Origin of the sequence: Mastigocladopsis repens PCC 10914, assembly GCF_000315565.1 — a bacterium.
Taxonomy (GTDB): Bacteria; Cyanobacteriota; Cyanobacteriia; order Cyanobacteriales; family Nostocaceae; genus Mastigocladopsis; species Mastigocladopsis repens.
Map to the genome: position 1 here is coordinate 1,961,515 of NZ_JH992901.1, position 20,502 is coordinate 1,982,016.

The window sequence follows — 20,502 nt, forward strand, 5'->3', positions numbered from 1 at the left end:
AACAGCGGCTTCCCTGGTGGAGGCGGCTGTTTTTTTGTTGACATTAAGACCATGAACCCACCTACACCAATTTTTGAACTTAAAAACGTCACCAAACAATTTGGAACCTTCCAATCTCTCACTGACATCAACTTGCAAATTTATCCAGGTGAACGAGTCGCCCTTGTGGGTTCCAGTGGTGCAGGGAAAAGTACCTTAATTAGCTTACTCAACGGTACACTGCAACCCACAAAAGGGGAAGTGTGGGTACTTTTGATCGCAACTTGGCACGTCTATGTCTTAGAGGATGTTTGTAAAGTATCCATTCCTACTAGCCCTGGCGACTGTAAGTCGCGGCTATACAGACAAAATCCGCCTACGAGGGTTTAAAACCCTTAATTTTTGGTTAGTCCGCGCAGGCGGTGAGACAGCGCTGCAGGAGGGTCTGCCGACAGAGGCGACTGCGTAAGCGCAAAGCGCAGGCTCCTTCATGTGCGTAGCGTGCCCGCAGGGCTTAGGTCTTACCCGTTCGCCGTCAGGCGTGGCGTCAGCCATAGGGACTTCGTTTGTGTAGTAGCGTTCGCGTAGCGTGCGCCTTAGCGCATATTATATTCGCCTAAAACTTTTCAAACATCCTCTTATCCTAATTTAACCAGCAGCAGTCAAATAAGCTTCTAATGCTTCAGAACCACCAACGAGTTTGCCATTAACAAACACTTGGGGAACAGTTGATGCACCTGTGACAGCTTGTAAGGTGCGAGGTGTCACATCTTTGCCCAATACAATTTCTTCGTAATCAATGCTGCGATCGCTTAACATTTCTTTAGCACGCGCACAGTAAGGACAACCTGCTCTCGTAAACAGAGAAACTAATTGAGGCTTCACTGCTTCAGGGTTGATGTATCTCAGCATTGTTTCTGCATCAGATACCTTAAAGGGGTCGCCTGGTTCGTCAGGCTCAATGAACATCTTATCAACCACGCTATCTTTTACCAACATGGAATAGCGCCAAGAGCGTTTGCCAAACCCTAGGTCGGTTTTATCCACAAGCATTCCCATGCCTTCTGTAAATTCACCATTACCATCGGGTATAAAAGTTATGTTTTGTGCTTGTTGGTCTTTCGCCCATTCATTCATCACAAAGGTATCATTAACAGAGATACAGATGATTTCGTCTACGCCATTGTCTTTAAAAACTTTTGCCAACTGGTTATAGCCAGGAACATGAGTTGATGAGCAAGTGGGAGTAAACGCTCCCGGCAGAGAAAAGACTATTACGGTTTTACCTGCGAATAGATCATCACTTGTCACGTTCACCCACTGATTGTCCTGACGCAGGCGAAAGGTAATATTGGGAACTCTTTGTCCCTCTCGATTAGAAAACATAAATTTGGCTCCTTAGTGAATCTCCTAATAAATCATACTCATAACGAATATGACTTTTCAATAGCAAATTGACTAAGTCATTTTAAGGCACAACAGACGTAACGGAGCAACTAAAGCGCAAGTTTGTGTCTTTTCCTACATATCTTTTAGGGCAGACAAGATACTTGCCATATTTTCTTTTATATCCAAATATCAGAGGTGCAATCGCCACCAGGATAGCGTATCTCATGAGCGCGAGATGGACCAGCAGGTTCTTTGCCAAAGTCAACGAAGAAATTCTCGTTAATTTTCATGCCCCCGTTTTCAGTGTCGCAGTCAATCTGCAACAGATATGAGCCAGTCTTGGATAAGTCAGGGTAAAATTGATTGTCCCAAGTGCTAAACAGAGAATTAGTGACATAAAGCCGCTTGCCATCGAGACTCAGTTGCAGCATTTGCGGTCCACCAGCTAACTTTTTGCCTCGTACATGATCACTCTTGCCCAACAAGCCACCGCACCAAACTTGACCTTTGAGTTTAGGATGGGAGGGGTCGCTGATATCGTATTGGCGGATATCTCCGTGCAGCCAGTTGGAGAAATAGACGTAGCGATCGTCCATTGAAATCAGGATATCGGTAATTAAGGATGGTACGGGGATCTGCCAGCCTTCCACCTCGACTGATGGCACATCAATCACTTTCTCTACTTGCCAATGACCGTTGGACTTGTACCAATGCCAAACATTACTGCTAAGTGCAGTACCAACAAACCCGTGAGTGCTGTCGGGGTTATGGTGGAAGCGCACTTCTAAGGGGATGAGTCCTTCTTCACCTAAATCAAAACTTTGGATAATTTCGTGTTTCGACCAATCCCAAAAATGGAGTTGGCAACCGTAATTTCCAGCCGCCACATCGTTGAGGTCAAAGCCGGGATAGTAGGTTTTGGGTGCGCCCCACTCACTACTTACCATAACGTTATGACGCGGCTGATACCAAAAGTCATAGTTAAAGCGCATACCTTCGGCTTTGCGTTCCCAACGTCTAGCAATGTCAAAATTCTCATCCAGTAACAAAAAGCCACCTGGCCCATTCCCCTCGCTGTCACCCAGCATGGAAATCATGACATGATTATCAGCTAGGCAGTGTACGGTATGGGGGGCTGTTAGATTGGTTTTTTCCTTGATTTCTTCAGGTTCAATGACTTTGTGAAGTTTCGGGGCTTTGACATCCGCTGTATCTACAATGTGAATTCTGCTGGAACGTTGACCGGGAATCACCAGAAAACGCCGAGATTTACTAGCATCGTCGTGACAAGAACTGCAAGCATTCCAGCCAAAATGATGCAGTTCATCGCCAACATACGGCATTGGTAGGCGGTGAATGACTTGGGAGTATGTCGGGGAGTTGGGATCAACATCCACGGTTGCAAGATAATCTGGCTCCTCTATACCCGTACCCGTATAGAGTGCAATTGTATACAGTACCTTTTCACGTTCTGCTTTCGTTGCTGCTTCTGGGGAAGCATAGCCGGGACCGCAGCAAGCAAGAGTCATAGTTTTCTGTCTCCAATAGAATTTTCACTAATGACTTAGCCAATGCATCCTGTGTTGTTGATATTGCTGTTGCAATTGGTACATATGGTTAAACAAATTCCAGCAATACTCCTCTGGCAATCCGCAGGTGATAGCACCACGTAGGACAACGTTAAAGTACCAGTCGTTGGGCGCAGCTTCCTCTAAAAGCTTGTTCACCACGACGTATGTACGAACATTTTTATAAACCTGTCCTTGAGTGTGAACTTCGACAAATTCATGGCAATAACCGCCTTGTGGGACATCTTCGCGTTTATCTAGATGTTCGCTTAATCGCCAAGGTAGCAGGTATAGTACTCCTTTCACGCTACCTTTGGGGTCTTTCACCACATCCAAAACACCACAATTGCGAGTCGGTGAATAACGATAAAATCCTAGCCGATAACCTTTGAGTGTTGCAGGACCAATGACATAGGGGTGAGTCTTCTCACCAAGAGAGCGTTTCAAATCAACAGGACACATACATGAGCCATAAGCAAAATAGTAAAACTTCAGCTCTTTCTCTTGTACCTGTTGCAGCCTCAAATCTGGATTTGCAGGATTAAGAGTTTGTACCCAAGTATGGTGAATGTGCCCGTAAGAATTGCTCATCTATCCCAAGTATTATTAAGTACGCACCATATCATACTATATCCTCAAACTGAATACAACTTATTCCGATAAACAATCCGTAGATTAATAGATGTGTAGGGAGCGCTTTGCGCTCCCTACATTCTTAGATCCTACTGATAGTTACTGCTAATCTGCTTCCAAGCGTTGACTATTATCCGTAAATCCTCGGGTAAGCTATTTTGAGAAATATCGTTGTATTTAACCGTACCATCGCGGTTGGTTAGGGTGTAGGTGATGTAATCAGCAGCGCCCCTAGGTGCTGGATAACTTATATTGTTGAATTCATAACCCTGCTTTTCTAGCAATTGCTCAAACCTTTCCACTTGTTGCAGGGAAATGCGGCGAACGCTACGCTCAGAATCATTCGTATCACCAACCCGAACACGAATAAGGCTCCCGTCGTCGAGCAAAACAGTTTCGTAGGTTCTACCAGCCAAGCCACCACTAGAGATTTGCCGGAAAATAACGCCGCTATCTAAAGGTCGTGGTAACTCACTTCTAGGGATGGGAATTGGTTTGATCTGTCTGTTGTTATCAGCAATTGAGCTAGCTTTTTCATCTAAAATAACAGTACCTGATTCTCCAACGCGATAAACCAAGCGTTGTTCCCCATCACTCACAGTGACCTCCCAACCAGGCACAACAACTGCGGCGCATAAAGCCAGAGGGTCTGCTATGCCCAAACAACTATCAGACCATTGTCGCCGTTCCACTTCAACTATCCGTAATTGCGAAATTGGCACTTCTGAACGCTTAGAAGCTCGCACCAAAATTCTTTCAGCGATATCTCTGGGTAAATTAGCATTAGGCGTTTCACTATACTGCCCTGAAAGCTGAATTCGGGAACCTTTGTCATCAGTGAGAAACACCCAGCGGTTTAGCCCAGCGCCTACTGTGACTTGCCAACCGGAAACGGCAATGGGGTCGCAAGAATAAGGATAAGTCTGACGCTCGCACCCATAATTCCATTGTGTTGGTTTAGATCCAACAATACTCAGTGACCTTTCAGGTAAGCCCGACTCTTCCCTTGCCCGACGCAAAACAGCATCTCTGAGTTTTTGAGGTAACTTGCCTTCACTGAATTTACTCTCCTTTTCATTCAGCCTGATTTTAGAACCTGTTGTATTGGTGTGATAAACCAAGCTTTGGTCAGCTGCTCCGACAACCACCCGCCAACCCCTTTCCAGAGCTTCGGTACAGCCTTCACCTGGCTTGGGTAGGTCCAAACAGCCATTGCCCCAAGTCCGCTGTTGAGCTTGGCTAATATTTAGCCGAGAAATTGGTAATTTCAAGCGTTGGGACGCAGCTTGCAGGATAGTATCCTCTATATATTTTGGAAAGTTGTGTGGCAGATTGCTTGTAAGAATATAGGGATTTGCCAAGCGTATCGAACGCCCGTTGCTATTAGTATGATAAATCCACGTTTGAGCGCCATCTGAGAGGACAACGCGCCAACCTGGAACGAATGCTTGAGTGCAAAGTTCGTCAGGATGGGGCAAATTCAAGCATCCGTTACGCCAAGTCCGTTGACTGTAGTTAATGATTTCTACTTTTCTAACAACAATTTGCTCTCTGTTAGATAAATCTCGAAATATTGCGTTAGCAACTCGACGTGGTAAGGAGTTAGTTTTCAGGTTTTCTTTTACAACTTGATTTGCTGTTTCTGTAAAATATTGCCCAGGGGCAGCCGTAGCGCTTTTTATCGCATAAAAACTGCTACCAACAGACAAAAATCCAGATAACACTAAGGCTGTAAAAATTCGCGCTTGTTTAGTAGTACAATATTTTCCCACAGTGTTTTTCATAGCAATATGGCAAGTTTGATTATGATGGATACGGTAAATCTACCGTCTATATAGTAGTTAAGAGATGTTAGTATGTAGTCAAGAAATAAGAACTAATCACTAGCAACTATGAACAGAAAAAATGGGTCTATCATCCCATATAATAAAAAGGAATTGGGATAGTTAAAGCAACTGTATTTCGAGTGATATGTCAAGATAGACGCTAGTATGATTGTCAATTGTTCCTTAGTTTTTATACTAAAAATTATTCTGGGTAAAACTACCTCACCCTGGAGAATCACCTGATTGGGTGATTTGGATTGAGAAGAACTCAGAAGAAACCAGAAATAAATCCCTTGAAATTCCCCACCTTTTTAATTGGTTCCTGACAGTTGTCAATGCCATGTCCACTTAAGAGTGAAATTGAGAACCACAGATGGACGAGGCAGTGCGTTACGCAGCGTAGCACGCGCAACTTCTGGGCAGGAGTTAGCCGCTGCCGTACAGATGAAGCTTTATCTGTGGTCATCCTGTGTCTATCTGCAGTTTCATCCTTCAAATTGAGAAGGCTTTGGGAAAATGTAGATAACGATGAAAAATAATCTCTGTCGATTCATTAAGGAAAAAAAAGTATCGGCTCAATAATTTGGGGTAGGCAGTGATTCAAGCTGCCACGACCAGCCCAATGGAATGAGAGAAGATTTCTCGCGAATAACTTGGGCAAGAGAGGGGATTGCTCGAATTTGAGAAATACGGTCACGCATATACTCAAAAAAGCTGATTTCTAACTTGCGAGTAGTAGCCACAAGAGACATAAAAGTATCCCAAGCTTGAGTTCCCTCAGTTGTCTGAGTTGCATAGCTAACATTACGTCGCTGCACCATAGTCCTAGCAGCTAATTCAGCAGGATTATTATGCAGGGGTAATTCCGGATGCTCTAAAACTAGAAGCAGTTCTGAAGCTTTGGCAACAGTTAATCGTTTTCGTTCATCCAACTGTTCGTAACCACTTTTTGTATCAAAAAGTTTCCAGAATTTAGACTTTAGTTCTCGTGCGACTTCTGCACTGGGAAAATCTCTGTAAGTGAGTAATTCTCGGTAATAATCCCAGAAATCATCCAAGAATTTATCAAGGGCTTGTTGATGATAAGCAACCAGTGGACTTAACTTCTTATAATGTCGTCCCTCATCTACCCAGCATAAAGCCAAATCATCAGTGAGTAACTTGAACTGAGGAGCATCATCACATACGAGAGCTTGCACCACTGGCCAATCTCTTTGCTGATGATAAAAGGCGATTGCGGCTGCTTCTAAAACACGAGTACGTTGGACAGAGCCTAATTTGGGTAGATATGTATCAAGTAGTGTATTAAAGTCTGTGCAGCTAAATACAGTTTCTTGAGGCAAGAGTTTTAGAGAATTCTTCCATTTAGTCGGTAGTTGGAAAGCCTCCAGGAGTGAGAAGGTGAGTTGGTTAAGAAGAAACTCTAGTTCTCGTCCGTTTTGTAATCCCTTCAGTACAGTTAATCTGTCTTTGTTGGGAGTTGTAAAGTAGACCGTATACAAAGGGTTACACACTACATTGGTGGTATAGTTGACTCCAGCAACACGGGCACCAGTCTGGTCAAACTGCTGCCAGGGACTGCTAGCTAGCCCAGCTTCATAGATTTCACTTTTCTCGCTTTCAAAACAAGGGTGGTTTTTGATCAACAGGTTGGACAAATGCCCTGCTGACATGGAGATGCCAATATCCTCTAAAAACTCTAACAGTTTGCCTTGGGTCATATTGCCTCCATAGTACAAACTAATCACCAAGGCTTTTATTCCCGGGCCAAATTCTCCAGAGTAACCTAGTGGTAGTTCTGCCAGATAAGTTTTTCCTTCAGACGGCGAATAGTATTTCTGTTTACGGAATAATACGTTATCGGCTGCCAGGGTGATGTCTTGAACGATTACTTCCTCGTAACCTTTGAATTGTGCATCTGCTGGCAGTCATTCTAAGGGATACTCCAGTATTTCTTCTCGGTCTATTTTTAGATGAGCATTTTTGCTGCCCTTGGAGTGGTTTTTCAGAGTCTTTCGTTCTTCTTCTGATGAGTGGTTGTTTGAGAACCCTCTCGGTTTTTTGGCTTTGATGTCTGGCTGACCCTGTTCTCCCTTGAGGCGGTTGTTTTCGTCTCTTAAGCGTTGGTTTTCTTCTCGTAACTCTTTTACTTCTGTATGTAATTGCTCTATCAGGTTCAGTAGTATCTCTACTGTTTGACGCAAGGACTCCTCTGCAATTTCCTTCGGGTTGATGGTTTGCACTAAAGTCTCTACTAACTTTTCACTCGATTGCTTTTGCGTCATCTGTCATATTCTACGACGCTATGTGTTCCTCGCTCGTTTTTTTATTTTTCTCGACTACCCCTGTTTATTGAGCCGATACAAAAAAAACTCGTTGTGTTTCCATTTCGGCAACTCTTCTGGCATCAAGATATATATTACAGAATATAACAGTTGTAGTATAAACCAACAAATAGAATAAACTTTTCGGCAAAAACCAGGAATTTTTAAAAAAGATAAACAATGATGCTACTGCTTTACCAAACGGGGAATGCTATGTAAAGGCACAAGAGCAACTTCTGCCCAGATATCTTAGTCATTGTTGATCGTTTTCTGATACAAAATTCAACTTTTTTAACAGTAGATGGTGAAAAAATTGGTGAAATGGTGTAAAAAGCTTCTGTCTCACGAAGCTCCAGCAATCAAACAACAGGCGTTTTTTGCACTCTTGGTAGCTCTAAGCATGGTAGCTGCTGTGCTGCTCTCGTTTCCCTCATACGCTCAAAATACTCCTAACCGTCCGCAGAGATCTGAGTTACGGGGCGCGTGGCTAACTAATATAGATAGCGATGTGCTCTTTGAGCGAAATCGTCTCCAAGGCGCTTTGCAAAGCCTGAAAAGCCTAAACTTCAACACAGTATATCCTACTGTTTGGAATTGGGGTTGGACACTGTACCCCAGCAAAGTAGCACAAAGAGTGATTGGGCGATCGCTTGACCCAGCCCCTGGGCTGCAAAGGCGAGATATACTCAAAGAAATCGTCACGGTCGGGCATCAAAAAGGCTTAACAGTCATTCCCTGGTTCGAGTTTGGTTTTATGGCACCTGCTGACTCACAACTAGCCAAAAATCGTCCGCAATGGCTAACTAGTCGCCGCGACGGTAACAAAATCTGGAAAGAAGGTACCCACAATCGGGTTTGGCTGAATCCTTTTCACCCTGAAGTTCAACAATTTACACAAGATTTAATTGTCGAAATTGTGAGAAACTATGACGTTGATGGCATTCAATTTGATGACCATTTTGGTTTGCCTGCTGAATTGGGATATGATGCTTACACGGTTGCATTGTACAAAAAAGAACATCGTGGTCAAGCTCCTTCAACAAATGCTCAAGACCCAGAATGGGTGCGGTGGAGAGCTAACAAAATAACTGACTACATGAAGCGCGTATTCAAAGCCATTAAAGCGACAAAAAGAAATTGCCTTGTCTCTGTAGCGCCTAATCCCCAACGATTTTCCTACGAATCCTTCTTAGCAGACTGGGAAAAGTGGGAACGGATGGGACTTATTGAAGAACTGGTTTTGCAGATATATCGCGATGACATGAATGTCTTTATCCAGGAACTAGAGTCCCCAGAAGTGAAAGCAGCACAAAGTCATATTCCCGTGAGTGTCGGTATTATGAGCGGGTTAAAAGGCAAATTTGTGCCTATGCAACAAATACAAACACAAGTGCAAAAAGTGCGAGAACGCAACTTTGCTGGAGTCTCCTTCTTTTTCTACGAAACTCTCTGGAATGTGACTGGTGAAACACCACAACAACGTCAATCTGGTTTGCTGAAAATTTTCCCAACACCAGTTGCTTATCCAAATCTACTTGCTGGTTGGAAACCGTAAGTTGGATAGTTCCGAGCCGCGTTTCGTGTCTAGGAACAACTGTTTGCGCCTTTGCGCTTCTTTGCTTTTCCAAACTTCAAGGGTTTCGCAAAGGCACAAAACCAGCTTGTTCTACAAATTTTTGACCCTCATTGCTCAAGAGTATATTGGCGTAAGCAACACCCGCCTCTTCGTCAAGTCCACCATTCCTTTTTACTAGAACAAACAGTCGTCTAGTGATCGGGTAAGAGCCATCTACAAAAGCAGTTTTATTAATGGCTGTGCAGGTGTCATCAGCACAGGGAGACACAAAAGGTGAATTAACTTCCTTAGCCAAAGGGAGAACACGAATCGAGTTTTGATTGATGGCTTCCGATGTTGTAGCATAACTGATACCACCAGGAGTTTTGGCAACCTTACGGATAGACTCGGTAGTGTCTCTCACTTCCTGCACATTTGTTCCAAATGATTGTTTTGCCAAAACTTTTTCATAAAAGAAATCCACTGTCCCGCCATATTCAAGGTTACGACTGAAAGGCGCGATTGCCACATCAGGTCCCCCCACTTGCTTCCAGTTCGTCATTCTTCCAGTGAAGATACCTCGCGCTTGAGCCAAGGTTATACCTTTCAAGCCTTGAGCTACCAACTGAGGATTGACATAAAAGGCAATGCCATCAATAGCAATAGGTATTTGTTCTAGTTTAAAATTCTGGCTTTGAGCTTTTTCCAACTCCTCGTCTTTTAAAGCTCGAGAAGACTGAGAAAAACTTAGCTGACCTTCAAGTAGCATATCGATACCATTACCAGACCCTGGGTTTCCGGCTAGCGGCTCAGTATAGCGCAACTGAAATTCAGGATGAGCTTGATTGATAGTGGCAAAAAAATCCCGTTTTCCGAAGCGTTTAAAAATATCAGATCCTTTTCGCAGTGGTGCAAAGGTTGTAGACCCACCGTAATTGAATATTCCTTTTGGCACATTAGGCACATCAGCAATCTTGCTGCAGATAGTTTGAGCACCTAACTGTTGACAGCGAGCTGGTGGAGAAGATGGAGAAGAGGAAAAAAGGGCTTGAGTTGTGTTTTTTACTGCTGTTTTTGATATATTCTCTGATATCCATAAAGCAACTATTGCAACGCACAAGCCTGTGAAACCTATAACGAAGACTTTAACCTGTCTGCTTGTGTTATTTGTGTTATTCATCACAAATATTTCCTCGTAAAGCAAAAATGTTGCATTATATACCCATAATATATAATATATTGAGATTACTTTGCTTTTATGAATTTTTAAGTAGAATTCACTTCTTCACTATTTTCCAGATAAATTTTAATAATAAAAACGCCAAAAAAGCGGCAACAAGAGACAGTAACTCTGTCGTAAATATCGGCAAGCGTCGAGGAGATATTTTCAGCCATAAATTTAGAACTAGAAAAATTATCGGTGTCGGAATGGCAGCATAAATAAATAAAGAAAATTTCTGAACGGTTGTTAAGCCTGGTATGTGATATAGGGCAAGAGAGATGACACCAACCAAAAATAGCAGGCTGACTAGAGAGCCAATATTAAAATTTCCTCTGACAAGGGCGATCGCCAATAACCAAATAGCCGCCCCCATTAAGGCTGTCCTGCCTAATAATTCTAAAGTGTTAGACAGGTTATCCCCTTGGACTGGGGGAGGGGTTAGCTCGGATGCTGCTTGATTTGATGGTTGCGTGAGCGGCTGATGAATAACAGGATATGGAGTATCGGGTTTGGGGTTAAGTGTTTCAGGATGGATATTTTTATAGTGTTGAAAATGCTCTATTTCTCGTTTAGTCTTTTCCTGAAAAGGCTTTATTTCTGGGTCAAAATTGTTAATTAAAGCCAACCATTCTTGTATCGATTGAGGGCGTTCCTTTGAATTTAGCGCCATCCCTTTGATAATGGTATCATTCACTTGATCGGTGATATTCGGGTTGTAGTTTTTTGGACGTACTAATGGGTCGGATTCACCGTTGGCAGTGTGAGAATATCTCTCTTGGGCAGTTGGGGGATTTTCCTGAGTTAACAGAACATACAAAGTTGCTGCCAACGCATAAATATCCGTATATGGACCGTTAGGTTCGTTGCTTCTATACTGCTCAAGTGGTGCATAAACCTTGGAAAAATATACGGTCATATCGTTACGGCTGAATTCACGGGCAATGCCAAAATCTATTAAGACAGCTTCTTGAGTACCGTCTCGGATCATGATATTTCCAGGCTTTACATCCCGATGCACGAAATTGTTTTGATGAAACACATTGAGGGCAGCACTAATTTGACGGATGTAATGCAACGCTTCATTTTCTTCCAGGCTGCGCCCACGTCGCTCCAGCAGTTGAGCGAGAGTTTCACCCTGGATGTATTCTATGACTATGCAGGGCATTTCACCTTGGTAAAAAATATCGTAAATTTGCACAATGTGAGGATGCTGGCATTTGCTTAGTCGTTTCGCCTCGTTAACAAAATCTTCCTTGAATTTATGAAAAGTGGGAGCGCTTTGTACATCTCGATTGAGGGTTTTGATCACAACATCCCGACCGAGTACTTCATCACTAGCAAGGCAGGCAACACCAAAGCCTCCTTTTCCCAAAAAGCGTGTGATAATAAATCGTCCATTTTGTAACCGATACTTCAGTGGCCACTCTCTAATAAGATTCTCTAGGTTGTTAGCGTAACCCTCTAACCCATTAGCCGTTATTCCTTTGGGGATTTGGTAGTTCCCCTCAGTTAATATTCTGCGATTTCTACCATTAGGTTGGTCTTGCACCATAATGTCTATCCTGCGTGTTTCTAAAAAAATTTAGCTAGTAGATGCAGGTGACGTTCAGTTGTCGCAGCTAATTTTCAATTAGTTTTACAGCTAACTTTTCACAGATTCAACTGTCATATTAGATATTTTTTAACGAGTTAGAGGGTTTAAATTGCTACAAACCACATTCCCCAGGTTAATTCAATCATTATGGTATTTTGCAGAATGTAAGCTCAATAAGGATTTCAGGCACTGAACCCGAATTTCTGCATTTGCGATTGCCCAAACGGCATTGTGCGGCGCGCAATTGCGTTGAACGAAAGTGTCTGAATGGCACTTATTGATACAATTTTCAATAATCTACAGGGGAATTAGGCTTGTTTCAGTCGTTACGCTTGTATTACCCCCCATAGCTAATCAAAAGTGTGAAACGTTTATACGTTTATAAAGACGTTGCGTTGCAACGTCTTTACAAATCACCCGCCAATCCCCAAACGCCCAGCTAAACCGGAAGTGAGTGGAAGCAGAGTAGCAACCATCAAGAACAAAGCCAAAAGACCCAAAGCAGCCCGTGCATCATCGGGTTCGGTAATTTCATTTAAACTGGGACGTTCTAAATCTCGTTGTAAAAACAGAATCACAATTGCCCAGTACATAGCTAAAGAAGTACCGAGAGACACTAATCCCAGCACAATTAGGGTTGCTAGTGTTGCTCGTCCTGCTGTTTTGCGTCCGTAAATCGCTTGAACAATACGACCACCATCTAGTTGACCTGCTGGCATTAAATTTAAAGCAGTGATGACCAAACCTAACCAACCAATCACCACAAGTGGATGTACATTTACTACAGGTGAGTGTAATGCAGAACCGAGGATAACCCGCGCTAAGGTTCCTACCAGAATTGAACCAGAGAAAAACTCATTTGGTAATTGAAATAGACTCCCTTTATGAGAAAGTAGTAATCCAGTCACCAACATGAATAAAGATAAAATTCCCCCAGCAGCAGGTCCTGCCAAGGCTATATCAAATAGTACCTTGCGGTTGGGTAAAAAAGATTCAAAACGAGTAATAGCACCAAATGAACCAATTTGCACAGCAGGAAGAAAGTAAGGCAAGCTGAGGCGGATTTGATGACGGCGGGCGAGTAACCAATGACCAATTTCGTGAGCTACCAAAACCGCTAAGACACCAGCACTGATGGGTAAAACTTCTGGGAACCGTTCTGGGTTGGTAAAGAAATCAAAGTTCAGGAGTAACCCCCCAGCTTCCAGACTTGTGGCGATGGTTCCCACAAGTAGGATAACAGCAAAGACTTTCTGCGCTAAGGTCATCGGACGAGGGTCATTGCGGCTGGGAAGAACAATCACCACAGGTCTACCATCTGTGTTTTCCACTAAAAAAAGACGGTATTTATCACCTAGTCGTTCTTGCAAACTCGTAGTGAGACGATTATGAACCGCTTCTGGCTCTCCCCGCAGATTTCCTTTAAAGATTGCTCCTTCCTGGTAGCCAATGGTTTCTGTGGTAAAAAATGTATCAATGCCGAAAATCCCTTTAATGATGTTCAAGTCTTCTTCAGGAATCGGCAAGACTTCTATTTTCAATTGTGCAGATCCTTCCGGAGCGTTGGAATTATCTGTGGGACTGGCTTGTAGTGAGGAATCAGCCTCAAGCCTTTGAGTTGCCCGTTGCCTAAGTATCGCATCTTGTCCGGCTGCTCGCAACTGTCTTCCTAAGAAGATGTACACCCCAGCGGATGCTACCAACAAGAACAATATGCCTACTATATTGATGTAAATCCCTGCTGCAAACAAGCCAAAAAATAACAACCAAGGAGCTATTAATACTACCGACTGTAACCAGGCTAGGATTCCCAGTTTGCCATAAGGTCTGGCGCGATATAAGCCCCAACCTAAGATTCCGAAAGCGACCAGCACAATTGTGGCAATAATAGGTGTTTCTGATGAATTCAACATCTTTAAACCTTTGTTTTTGAAACCAAGCCTGAGTAGGTCAGTTGTTTACGGATATTAATAATTTATAACGAGGCTGTCGCAGATTTAGAGATTGATCTGACGGATGTAGTGGATGATGAGTTTGGTTTGACAAGGCAGTGTTGAGTTACAACACAAACCCGGTTTCTTCAAAAACCGGGTTTTTGAGTGCTGAACTTATGTGATTCGTAACTTCATTAGTTTCCAATAGGCGGAGCAAGAGCTACACGGGGAGTTCCTCCACCTCCAACGCTCTTAAGTTCATTGTTATCAACAATTTGACCTCTCCCCTGCCGCTCATGAGTGCCTGTTCCTCCGGGGCTTTCACGCTCCCGTTAAACTTTTGGTAAACTGCTTGGAATAGCTTCATAAAGTCTTCATAAAACGAACCATTTGTGCCCTCAAAATCGTAGCCGAAGGTGTTGCGAAACTCTTCAGGCACTTGTTTGTTTGCTGAAAAAGCTACTCCTCAATTATTTTCTGTGATACTGCTAATTCTTGGCGTGGATCATAGACAATGTGCCTACCAATTAGTCTGTATTATCTTACACAAGGGAGTGCGAATTTGTCCATGTTTGTAGTTTTTTTTAAACCTTTACAAAAAAAATAAACTTTCCTGCCTGTCAAATAGGATGAATCTTTAGAAGCATTATCCAAAACTGTTATTTTTTCCTGCTTTTAGAGAAAAAATGACCTATATTGCTGATTTACAATAATTTTACAATTTAGCAACAAAATAGAGCGAATATTTAGAGTATGAAGAAGGTACATTTAGTGGTTTGTGATATCTACTTCACAGGCTTGGTGGATGTTTATCTCTTCCCCCTTGTGGAACAGACATCTTGCTTGTGTAGAGAATCGATGGGAGTGCCGTAATTTTACTAGTTAGGTATTTTTGCTTTATCCTTTCTGTTGTTAAAGTGTGGCGTCGTGATACCATCACTTCAATCGTGGGATTGCATAAGTATGAAAAAATACCTTATACAAGTACCAATGTTTGTCTTCAAAAGACTGGAATATACATCAATCATCTTAGATATATAGGTTTTTTCTATCAATTTTGGTGGTCAAAAGGAAGATAAAAAGAATACAAAAGTATAAGAAAGTTACTGATATAAACTTTTTTCCCCTATAAGGAAAGGGAAGTATTTATACTTTTATGTACTAATATAAAATAAAAGATAAAAAGTAACGTTAAGTAAAGATTAGCGAAATCACACAGGACAACAAAGGAAATGCCTAGAGAGCATTTGTTTAGCTCGAAGGATGCCCTTGTTCGGCTCTAAAAAGCAAAACCTTTTTCAATACTAAGAGGAAGATAAGGGAGTGAATTGGCAGACCCTTACACAACAAAATAATCAACGCTACGACTCCAAGGCGATCGCCCGCTACTACCGCTACCGTCCCTGGTTGGCATGGGCACGGGCAATCAAAATAATTTGGTTTTTTGCGGTATTTATTCTTAGTCTCAAGTGGGATGAATGGCAAAATCAACAGGAGCAAAACAAGTTCAAAAGAGCTATCCAATTGCGGCAGTTGCTGACTCGCCTCGGTCCCACCTTCATTAAAGTTGGCCAAGCCCTGTCAACGCGACCAGACCTGATACGCAAAGATTACCTAGACGAACTGGTGAAACTGCAAGACCAGTTACCACCTTTTGATAGTGTACTCGCCTACAAAATTATCGAAACCCAACTAGAGCGCTCAATTGACGAAATTTTTAGCGAGTTGTCGCCGACTCCCGTTGCTGCTGCTAGCTTGGGACAAGTTTACCGTGGTCGTCTCCACAGTGGTGAAGAAGTGGCGGTGAAGGTACAACGCCCTAATTTGCGCCCAGTTCTCACACTCGACCTTTATCTCATGCGCTGGGCAGCTGGTTGGTTAGGTCCTTGGTTGCCCTTAAACCTTGGTCACGACCTCACAATGATTGTGGACGAGTTTGGCACCAAGTTATTTGAGGAAATTGATTACATCAACGAAGCCCGCAACGCGGAGAAATTTGCAAATAACTTCCGCGATCACCCTCAGGTCAAAGTGCCCCTTATCTATTGGCGTTACACCAATACCCGCGTTTTAACCCTAGAGTGGATTAACGGCTTCAAACTCACCGAAACAAAGAGTATTCGCGAAGTAGGTTTAGATCCAGAGACGATCATTCAAATAGGTGTCACCGCAGGTTTACAACAGCTCTTAGAACACGGTTTCTTCCATGCTGACCCCCATCCAGGTAATTTATTTGCCATGCCCGACGGTCGTATGGCTTACATAGACTTCGGCATGATGGATCAGTTACATGAAATTACAAAAGAAACTCTGGTAGATGCACTCGTAAATGTCGTTAATAAAGACTACAACGACTTAGCTGAAGATTTTGTCAAGCTAGGCTTTCTCACTCCAGAAACGGATATTCACCCGATAGTACCAGCATTAGAGGTGGTTTTGGGAGATGCCATTGGCAAAAACGTGGGGGATTTTAACTTCAAAACCATCACTGATAAGTTCTCAGAACTGATGTATGAATATCCTTTTAGAATTCCTGCGAAGTTTGCTTTGATTATTCGTTCTTTGGTCACGCAAGAAGGGATTGCTTTGAGCCTCAACCGGAATTTCAAAATTGTTGAAGTGGCGTACCCCTATGTGGCAAGGCGCTTGCTGACGGGAGAATCTGCACAACTGCGGCGACGATTGCTTGATGTGCTGTTCAAAGATGGTAAATTCCAGTGGCATCGGTTAGAAAATTTGATTGCGATCGCCCGCACGGATGGTAACTTCGACGTATTACCCACAGCCCAATTGGGATTGCAATATCTACTGTCTGATGAAGGCAAGTTTCTCCAGCGACAGTTGGTGCTTGCTCTCACTGAAGATGATCGCCTTCATACAGAAGAAGTTCAACGCTTATGGCTTTTGGTTAAAGATGACTTAAAACCCACTCGCTTGTTAAATGTGGCGATTGAAGTTTTAACAGAGTTCTCTAGAGAGGGAGTCGTTGCTATTCTACCGAAAGCCTTGAAAAAATTATGAATCATAATTTATGAATTATGAAAAAATTTTTTATGATTCATAATTTTTTACCCAATACCTATCAGGAGTTTTCATGTACTATTTTCCTGAACAACCACCCTATGTTTTGTTAGTTGTTGGATTGTTTGCAGCATTAGCCTCAGGTACAGCGTTAGCCGGAACGCTCAAATTAATTGTGCAAAAATGGAAAAACGATGGTGCAGAAACTTCTGGCACTCGTATAGCAATTAGACATTTGTCTGTCCCATTTCTAGGCATAACTGTCGGTGTTTGTCTGTTTCTTTGTTCAGGTTTTGAGATATTTGGCTTTCCGCCCTTGCTTGCCTATGCAGTTGGTGTACCAGTCACTCTTCTGACTTGCTTGCTCATGTGGTTTCAGTTGGGAAGTATGCTGGCTTTCATAGAACGCCAAGGAATACAAGCTCTAGATTTAGATTCTTTGCAGTAGAACTACTAGTTATAAACAGGGTAGATAACGCTTACCCTGTTTATATTTTATTTTTATATCATCATTCTTTCATTCAGAATCAATTATTGATTTTATCCTTAAAATTGCGATACTTAAGCTGAAAATTACTGATTTTTTGCTTTAAAAAACTGCTGGTAGACTTTTGCAGACGCATTAGCTGACTTGGGCGGGTAAAGGTTTTAGGTCTAGATTCTGGAGACTTGAGGTAACGGTAATGTAGGAACACTTCTCTATATGGAATAGAGACATCCTCTCCTGCACAAAGACGTGTAAAGCTTGATGAGGGCACACTCATGTAATGTATGTATGTCAGCCGACGCCCGTGGTCGTATAAAACGTTGTCTACTACATCAAATTGAGAAGACCAGTGATTACCAGTTACATGTTTTGTATCAGAATAGGCAAAGTTGTAGTAGGATATTCCACTACGGCAAATCATATAGTTAAATAAGGATTGGTCAGGTCCTCCCAATGCCATTACGTCAGCTTCACCTGACTTTAATTTGTCTAGTAAATTTGCTACCATTGCATCAGTAAAAACATTTTTTTTAGCAGCAAACCAACCAGCGCAGAATAATTTGGACTGTAGGTTTTCTTCGGAAAAAACTTTTTGGATAAGCTCGGAGGCTCCGTCAAAAATATATTTTAAGTCAGACTTATACTGAAAATCATTTGTTACCCAATCATAGTTATTTAACTTATGATATATGTAGTCTAGAGGCCCCATGAGCAGAGTATCTGCGTCAAAGTAAATAAATTTGTCAAATACACCATGAATACCACAAAGCTTGCGGTGCATGGCTAGACGATAGTTGTCTGGAAAGCCCCATTCTCTCCAAGTCCTTTGTGCTCTGAGATGAGCTTTCCACGCTTGGGTAGCAAAATTTTCCCAGTAAGCAATTACAGCAGAATCCTCCAAAAGTGTTACATTCTTTCTAGCTGCTATTTCCGCACGCACCCTGTCGAGGCGATCGTTATAGGGAATGACGCAAACGGGAATTTCTCTACCTGCATTAACTTCTATACTGTTAAGCAAGGCAACGAGTTGGTCATAGACCACATCATTTGCTAGGGTGTAGATGCCGTCTATCATCGTAAAACCTCCTTTAGGTAAGTGCAGCTAGCAAAAAAGGGAATTAACGGCGAAAAAGTCTTTGCAGTAGGGGAAGCCTTTCTTCATGAAGGTAGCGATAGTGTTCCCACAATTTCCAATAGGAACCACCTGGCTTTATGGGTGTACCAGCCCAATGGAGATATTTCAGCTTTTTACCTTGGTCATAGAGAACGTAATCCTTCTCCTGAAAATGACGCGAACCCGCCCAACTACCTGTTTCTCCTCCAGGAAGTCTGACGAGATTACAGCGTTTAGCAATATGTTTCAGCACTAAGTAGTTCAGAATGGGCTGGTCTGTCACTCCTTGGGAAAAGTCAAAATACTCCTTGTGCATTGAACACTCACGCAAAGAGTCCTCCATTTGTTGCTCGGTTATCACTCCCTTTCTAGAAGCCCAAAATCCACTGTTGAACACGTCTTGGAGTTGTTCTTCAGAAAAAATGTGCTGTTCTCTCACAAAGGGCGAAAAGATATTTCGCAGCCCCTCACTTTTATGATGATAATCACAACAGAAGAAATCAACTTCCGATAGCTTATCTAAATTGTCGGCGATTTTCTCAAAAACAATAATATCCGTATCAATATAAATAAACTCATCTAAAGGACCAAACCATACCACCAGTTTACGCATTTTGTTGGGTAGGGCTAAGAAGTCCCGTGGAAAAATTTCTCCTATGCGTTTGGTGAAAGTATCAACAAATTCTACATTGGGAAAAACCTGAACGTTGTGTAAACCAGAGAGGGTATTGGCTACATTTTGATAATCGTCATTAAATGGTATGAGAAAAATTGGAACTTCCTTGTCGTAGAGCCTAATGCTATTTAATAATGTAATAGCATTATCCAAAACGCGGTCATTAGCAACAATATAAATTCCCCGAGTCATAGGTGGTTATCCTTAACTAATTAATTTTAATTTTCTCAAAGCTCTTTTGAGCAAACTCGGTGGCGGAGCGTCAGCACTTTTTGGCAAAGTTTTAAAAACTGGACGCTTCTCTGGTTCGCGAAGGTAACGATAGTAGAGAAATAAATCTCGATAGGGAAACTCAATGTTTTCGCCAGCACAAACTGCCTGAGTAATATGAGGTGGAACTCCTATATAATGCAGGTATGTGAGTCGATTACCTTTATCATATAGAATATGGTCTCGTTCCTCGAAGTGCTTTGAGGTGACAGAACATCCGGTTGCTCCACTATCTCGTAGTTGCAAAGCAAAGTTATAAATGGCAAGACCAGACCTCATGACCATATAGTTCAGCAGTGGTTGTTCACCAGCGCCTGAGTACAAAATTTCTGCCTCACCAGCTTCTTGCAATTGGGATATCAGCCACGCTCTTTGCTCTGCGTTAAAAATGCCCCGTTTTGAGGCATAAAATCCTGAGCAAAATATTTCTGAATCAAGCCGGCTTTGCTCAAAAACTTTGATTAACTTTGGAGAGTTTGGGTTGTAAACTTTACTAACATCTTTATATTGGAAATCGTAGACGACCCAATCATAATTTTCTAACTTCTCAAACACCGCCGCCAGTGAGTTCATCACTAGAGTGTCAGCATCCAAGTAGATAAATTTATCAAAGGGAGCATCAAAAGCACAAAAACGGCGGTGAGCACCATAAAGTCTAAATTTACTCCGGTTCAAACGCTCGGGTGCTGCTGCAAGCATGAATTGATCCCAGCGCTCGATGGATTCTTCATCGTCGTAAATAAACACATTGGGACGAGTCGCAATTTCAGCCGAAATCCGCTCTAGCCGATCATCAAAAGGATATATGCAAACAGGAGTTTCTGAGCCTAATATAACCTCGATACTATTAAGCAAAGCGACCAATTGGTCGAACACTACATCATTGGCAAGGGTGCAAATACCGTTCATA

18 protein-coding genes are annotated in these 20,502 nt (G+C 42.4%); 4 read left to right on the forward strand and 14 right to left on the reverse strand.

All coding sequences use genetic code 11. The features are described from left to right. Positions 1 to 51 precede the first annotated feature (51 nt). Positions 52 to 369, forward strand: a complete 318-nt coding sequence (locus tag MAS10914_RS36145) for an ATP-binding cassette domain-containing protein (protein ID WP_017315950.1) — start codon at positions 52 to 54, stop codon at positions 367 to 369. A 258-nt stretch (positions 370 to 627) separates the two neighbouring features. Here MAS10914_RS36145 and MAS10914_RS0110815 read toward each other — a convergent pair whose 3' ends face one another. The 7 genes from MAS10914_RS0110815 to MAS10914_RS0110840 all read right to left on the reverse strand — a co-directional run bounded on the left by MAS10914_RS0110815 (position 628) and on the right by MAS10914_RS0110840 (position 7,680). Further along, positions 628 to 1,365, reverse strand: a complete 738-nt coding sequence (locus tag MAS10914_RS0110815; protein WP_017315951.1) for a glutathione peroxidase — start codon at positions 1,363 to 1,365, stop codon at positions 628 to 630. Between the two features lie 179 nt (positions 1,366 to 1,544). Continuing rightward, positions 1,545 to 2,897: a selenium-binding family protein gene (locus tag MAS10914_RS0110820; protein ID WP_017315952.1), complete on the reverse strand. Its 1,353-nt coding sequence runs from the start codon at positions 2,895 to 2,897 to the stop codon at positions 1,545 to 1,547. Positions 2,898 to 2,924: 27 nt separating this feature from the next. Beyond that, positions 2,925 to 3,527 carry a gamma-glutamylcyclotransferase gene (locus tag MAS10914_RS0110825; protein ID WP_017315953.1) on the reverse strand — a complete coding sequence of 201 codons (603 nt, stop codon included), beginning with the start codon at positions 3,525 to 3,527 and terminating at the stop codon, positions 2,925 to 2,927. Positions 3,528 to 3,658: 131 nt separating this feature from the next. Further along, entirely contained in the window at positions 3,659 to 5,353 is a 1,695-nt protein-coding gene (locus MAS10914_RS0110830; protein WP_017315954.1) for a hypothetical protein, read from the reverse strand. Positions 5,354 to 5,663: 310 nt separating this feature from the next. Then, positions 5,664 to 5,861, reverse strand: coding sequence for a hypothetical protein (locus MAS10914_RS34075; RefSeq protein ID WP_156818129.1), 198 nt, complete (start codon positions 5,859 to 5,861; stop codon positions 5,664 to 5,666). A 109-nt stretch (positions 5,862 to 5,970) separates the two neighbouring features. Further along, positions 5,971 to 7,116, reverse strand: coding sequence for a transposase (locus tag MAS10914_RS34080; protein ID WP_017315955.1), 1,146 nt, complete (start codon positions 7,114 to 7,116; stop codon positions 5,971 to 5,973). A 207-nt stretch (positions 7,117 to 7,323) separates the two neighbouring features. Then, positions 7,324 to 7,680 carry a hypothetical protein gene (locus MAS10914_RS0110840; RefSeq protein WP_017315956.1) on the reverse strand — a complete coding sequence of 119 codons (357 nt, stop codon included), beginning with the start codon at positions 7,678 to 7,680 and terminating at the stop codon, positions 7,324 to 7,326. A gap of 340 nt (positions 7,681 to 8,020) precedes the next feature. On the opposite strand from MAS10914_RS0110840, the gene MAS10914_RS0110845 reads away from it, so the two are divergent. Further along, the gene (locus MAS10914_RS0110845; protein WP_017315957.1) at positions 8,021 to 9,274 is read left to right on the forward strand and encodes a glycoside hydrolase family 10 protein; all 1,254 of its coding nucleotides are present in this window, start codon (positions 8,021 to 8,023) and stop codon (positions 9,272 to 9,274) included. Between the two features lie 76 nt (positions 9,275 to 9,350). On the opposite strand, the gene MAS10914_RS0110850 is transcribed toward MAS10914_RS0110845, so the two are convergent. The 4 genes from MAS10914_RS0110850 to MAS10914_RS0110865 all read right to left on the reverse strand — a co-directional run bounded on the left by MAS10914_RS0110850 (position 9,351) and on the right by MAS10914_RS0110865 (position 14,463). Then, complete coding sequence (locus MAS10914_RS0110850; RefSeq protein WP_017315958.1) at positions 9,351 to 10,454, reverse strand: PstS family phosphate ABC transporter substrate-binding protein; 1,104 nt, start codon at positions 10,452 to 10,454, stop codon at positions 9,351 to 9,353. A 97-nt stretch (positions 10,455 to 10,551) separates the two neighbouring features. After that, positions 10,552 to 12,048, reverse strand: a complete 1,497-nt coding sequence (locus MAS10914_RS32070) for a serine/threonine protein kinase (RefSeq protein WP_017315959.1) — start codon at positions 12,046 to 12,048, stop codon at positions 10,552 to 10,554. A 455-nt stretch (positions 12,049 to 12,503) separates the two neighbouring features. Continuing rightward, entirely contained in the window at positions 12,504 to 14,003 is a 1,500-nt protein-coding gene (locus MAS10914_RS0110860) for a site-2 protease family protein (RefSeq protein ID WP_017315960.1), read from the reverse strand. Positions 14,004 to 14,244: 241 nt separating this feature from the next. Beyond that, entirely contained in the window at positions 14,245 to 14,463 is a 219-nt protein-coding gene (locus MAS10914_RS0110865) for a hypothetical protein (RefSeq protein WP_017315961.1), read from the reverse strand. An 884-nt stretch (positions 14,464 to 15,347) separates the two neighbouring features. Between MAS10914_RS0110865 and MAS10914_RS0110870 the strand changes: the two genes are divergently transcribed. Both MAS10914_RS0110870 and MAS10914_RS0110875 read left to right on the forward strand, forming a co-directional pair. Further along, on the forward strand, positions 15,348 to 17,045 hold the full coding sequence (locus MAS10914_RS0110870) for an ABC1 kinase family protein (RefSeq protein ID WP_017315962.1): 1,698 nt from the start codon (positions 15,348 to 15,350) through the stop codon (positions 17,043 to 17,045). A 73-nt stretch (positions 17,046 to 17,118) separates the two neighbouring features. After that, complete coding sequence (locus MAS10914_RS0110875; protein WP_017315963.1) at positions 17,119 to 17,493, forward strand: hypothetical protein; 375 nt, start codon at positions 17,119 to 17,121, stop codon at positions 17,491 to 17,493. A 79-nt stretch (positions 17,494 to 17,572) separates the two neighbouring features. Here MAS10914_RS0110875 and MAS10914_RS0110880 read toward each other — a convergent pair whose 3' ends face one another. The 3 genes from MAS10914_RS0110880 to MAS10914_RS0110890 are packed head-to-tail and all read right to left on the reverse strand — an operon-like array spanning position 17,573 to position 20,501. Then, positions 17,573 to 18,607 (reverse strand): Npun_R2821/Npun_R2822 family protein, encoded by a 1,035-nt coding sequence (locus MAS10914_RS0110880; protein WP_017315964.1) that lies wholly within the window; start codon positions 18,605 to 18,607, stop codon positions 17,573 to 17,575. A 43-nt stretch (positions 18,608 to 18,650) separates the two neighbouring features. Next, positions 18,651 to 19,514: an Npun_R2821/Npun_R2822 family protein gene (locus MAS10914_RS0110885; protein WP_017315965.1), complete on the reverse strand. Its 864-nt coding sequence runs from the start codon at positions 19,512 to 19,514 to the stop codon at positions 18,651 to 18,653. 12 nt (positions 19,515 to 19,526) lie between these two features. Further along, on the reverse strand, positions 19,527 to 20,501 hold the full coding sequence (locus MAS10914_RS0110890; RefSeq protein WP_017315966.1) for an Npun_R2821/Npun_R2822 family protein: 975 nt from the start codon (positions 20,499 to 20,501) through the stop codon (positions 19,527 to 19,529). Between the last annotated feature and the right edge of the window lies 1 nt (position 20,502).

Excerpts from the sequence above, each read along its gene's own strand:
- MAS10914_RS0110885 (WP_017315965.1), bottom strand. The coding sequence starts at position 19,514 with ATGACTCGGGGAATTTATATTGTTGCTAATGACCGCGTTTTGGATAAT.
- MAS10914_RS0110815 (WP_017315951.1), bottom strand. The coding sequence starts at position 1,365 with ATGTTTTCTAATCGAGAGGGACAAAGAGTTCCCAATATTACCTTTCGC.
- MAS10914_RS0110825 (WP_017315953.1), bottom strand. The coding sequence starts at position 3,527 with ATGAGCAATTCTTACGGGCACATTCACCATACTTGGGTACAAACTCTT.
- MAS10914_RS0110820 (WP_017315952.1), bottom strand. The coding sequence starts at position 2,897 with ATGACTCTTGCTTGCTGCGGTCCCGGCTATGCTTCCCCAGAAGCAGCA.
- MAS10914_RS0110875 (WP_017315963.1), top strand. The coding sequence starts at position 17,119 with ATGTACTATTTTCCTGAACAACCACCCTATGTTTTGTTAGTTGTTGGA.
- MAS10914_RS32070 (WP_017315959.1), bottom strand. The coding sequence starts at position 12,048 with ATGGTGCAAGACCAACCTAATGGTAGAAATCGCAGAATATTAACTGAG.
- MAS10914_RS34080 (WP_017315955.1), bottom strand. The coding sequence starts at position 7,116 with ATGACCCAAGGCAAACTGTTAGAGTTTTTAGAGGATATTGGCATCTCC.
- MAS10914_RS0110850 (WP_017315958.1), bottom strand. The coding sequence starts at position 10,454 with ATGAATAACACAAATAACACAAGCAGACAGGTTAAAGTCTTCGTTATA.
- MAS10914_RS0110880 (WP_017315964.1), bottom strand. The coding sequence starts at position 18,607 with ATGATAGACGGCATCTACACCCTAGCAAATGATGTGGTCTATGACCAA.
- MAS10914_RS0110845 (WP_017315957.1), top strand. The coding sequence starts at position 8,021 with ATGGTGAAAAAATTGGTGAAATGGTGTAAAAAGCTTCTGTCTCACGAA.
- MAS10914_RS0110890 (WP_017315966.1), bottom strand. The coding sequence starts at position 20,501 with ATGAACGGTATTTGCACCCTTGCCAATGATGTAGTGTTCGACCAATTG.
- MAS10914_RS0110830 (WP_017315954.1), bottom strand. The coding sequence starts at position 5,353 with ATGAAAAACACTGTGGGAAAATATTGTACTACTAAACAAGCGCGAATT.
- MAS10914_RS0110840 (WP_017315956.1), bottom strand. The coding sequence starts at position 7,680 with ATGACGCAAAAGCAATCGAGTGAAAAGTTAGTAGAGACTTTAGTGCAA.
- MAS10914_RS0110860 (WP_017315960.1), bottom strand. The coding sequence starts at position 14,003 with ATGTTGAATTCATCAGAAACACCTATTATTGCCACAATTGTGCTGGTC.
- MAS10914_RS34075 (WP_156818129.1), bottom strand. The coding sequence starts at position 5,861 with ATGACCACAGATAAAGCTTCATCTGTACGGCAGCGGCTAACTCCTGCC.
- MAS10914_RS36145 (WP_017315950.1), top strand. The coding sequence starts at position 52 with ATGAACCCACCTACACCAATTTTTGAACTTAAAAACGTCACCAAACAA.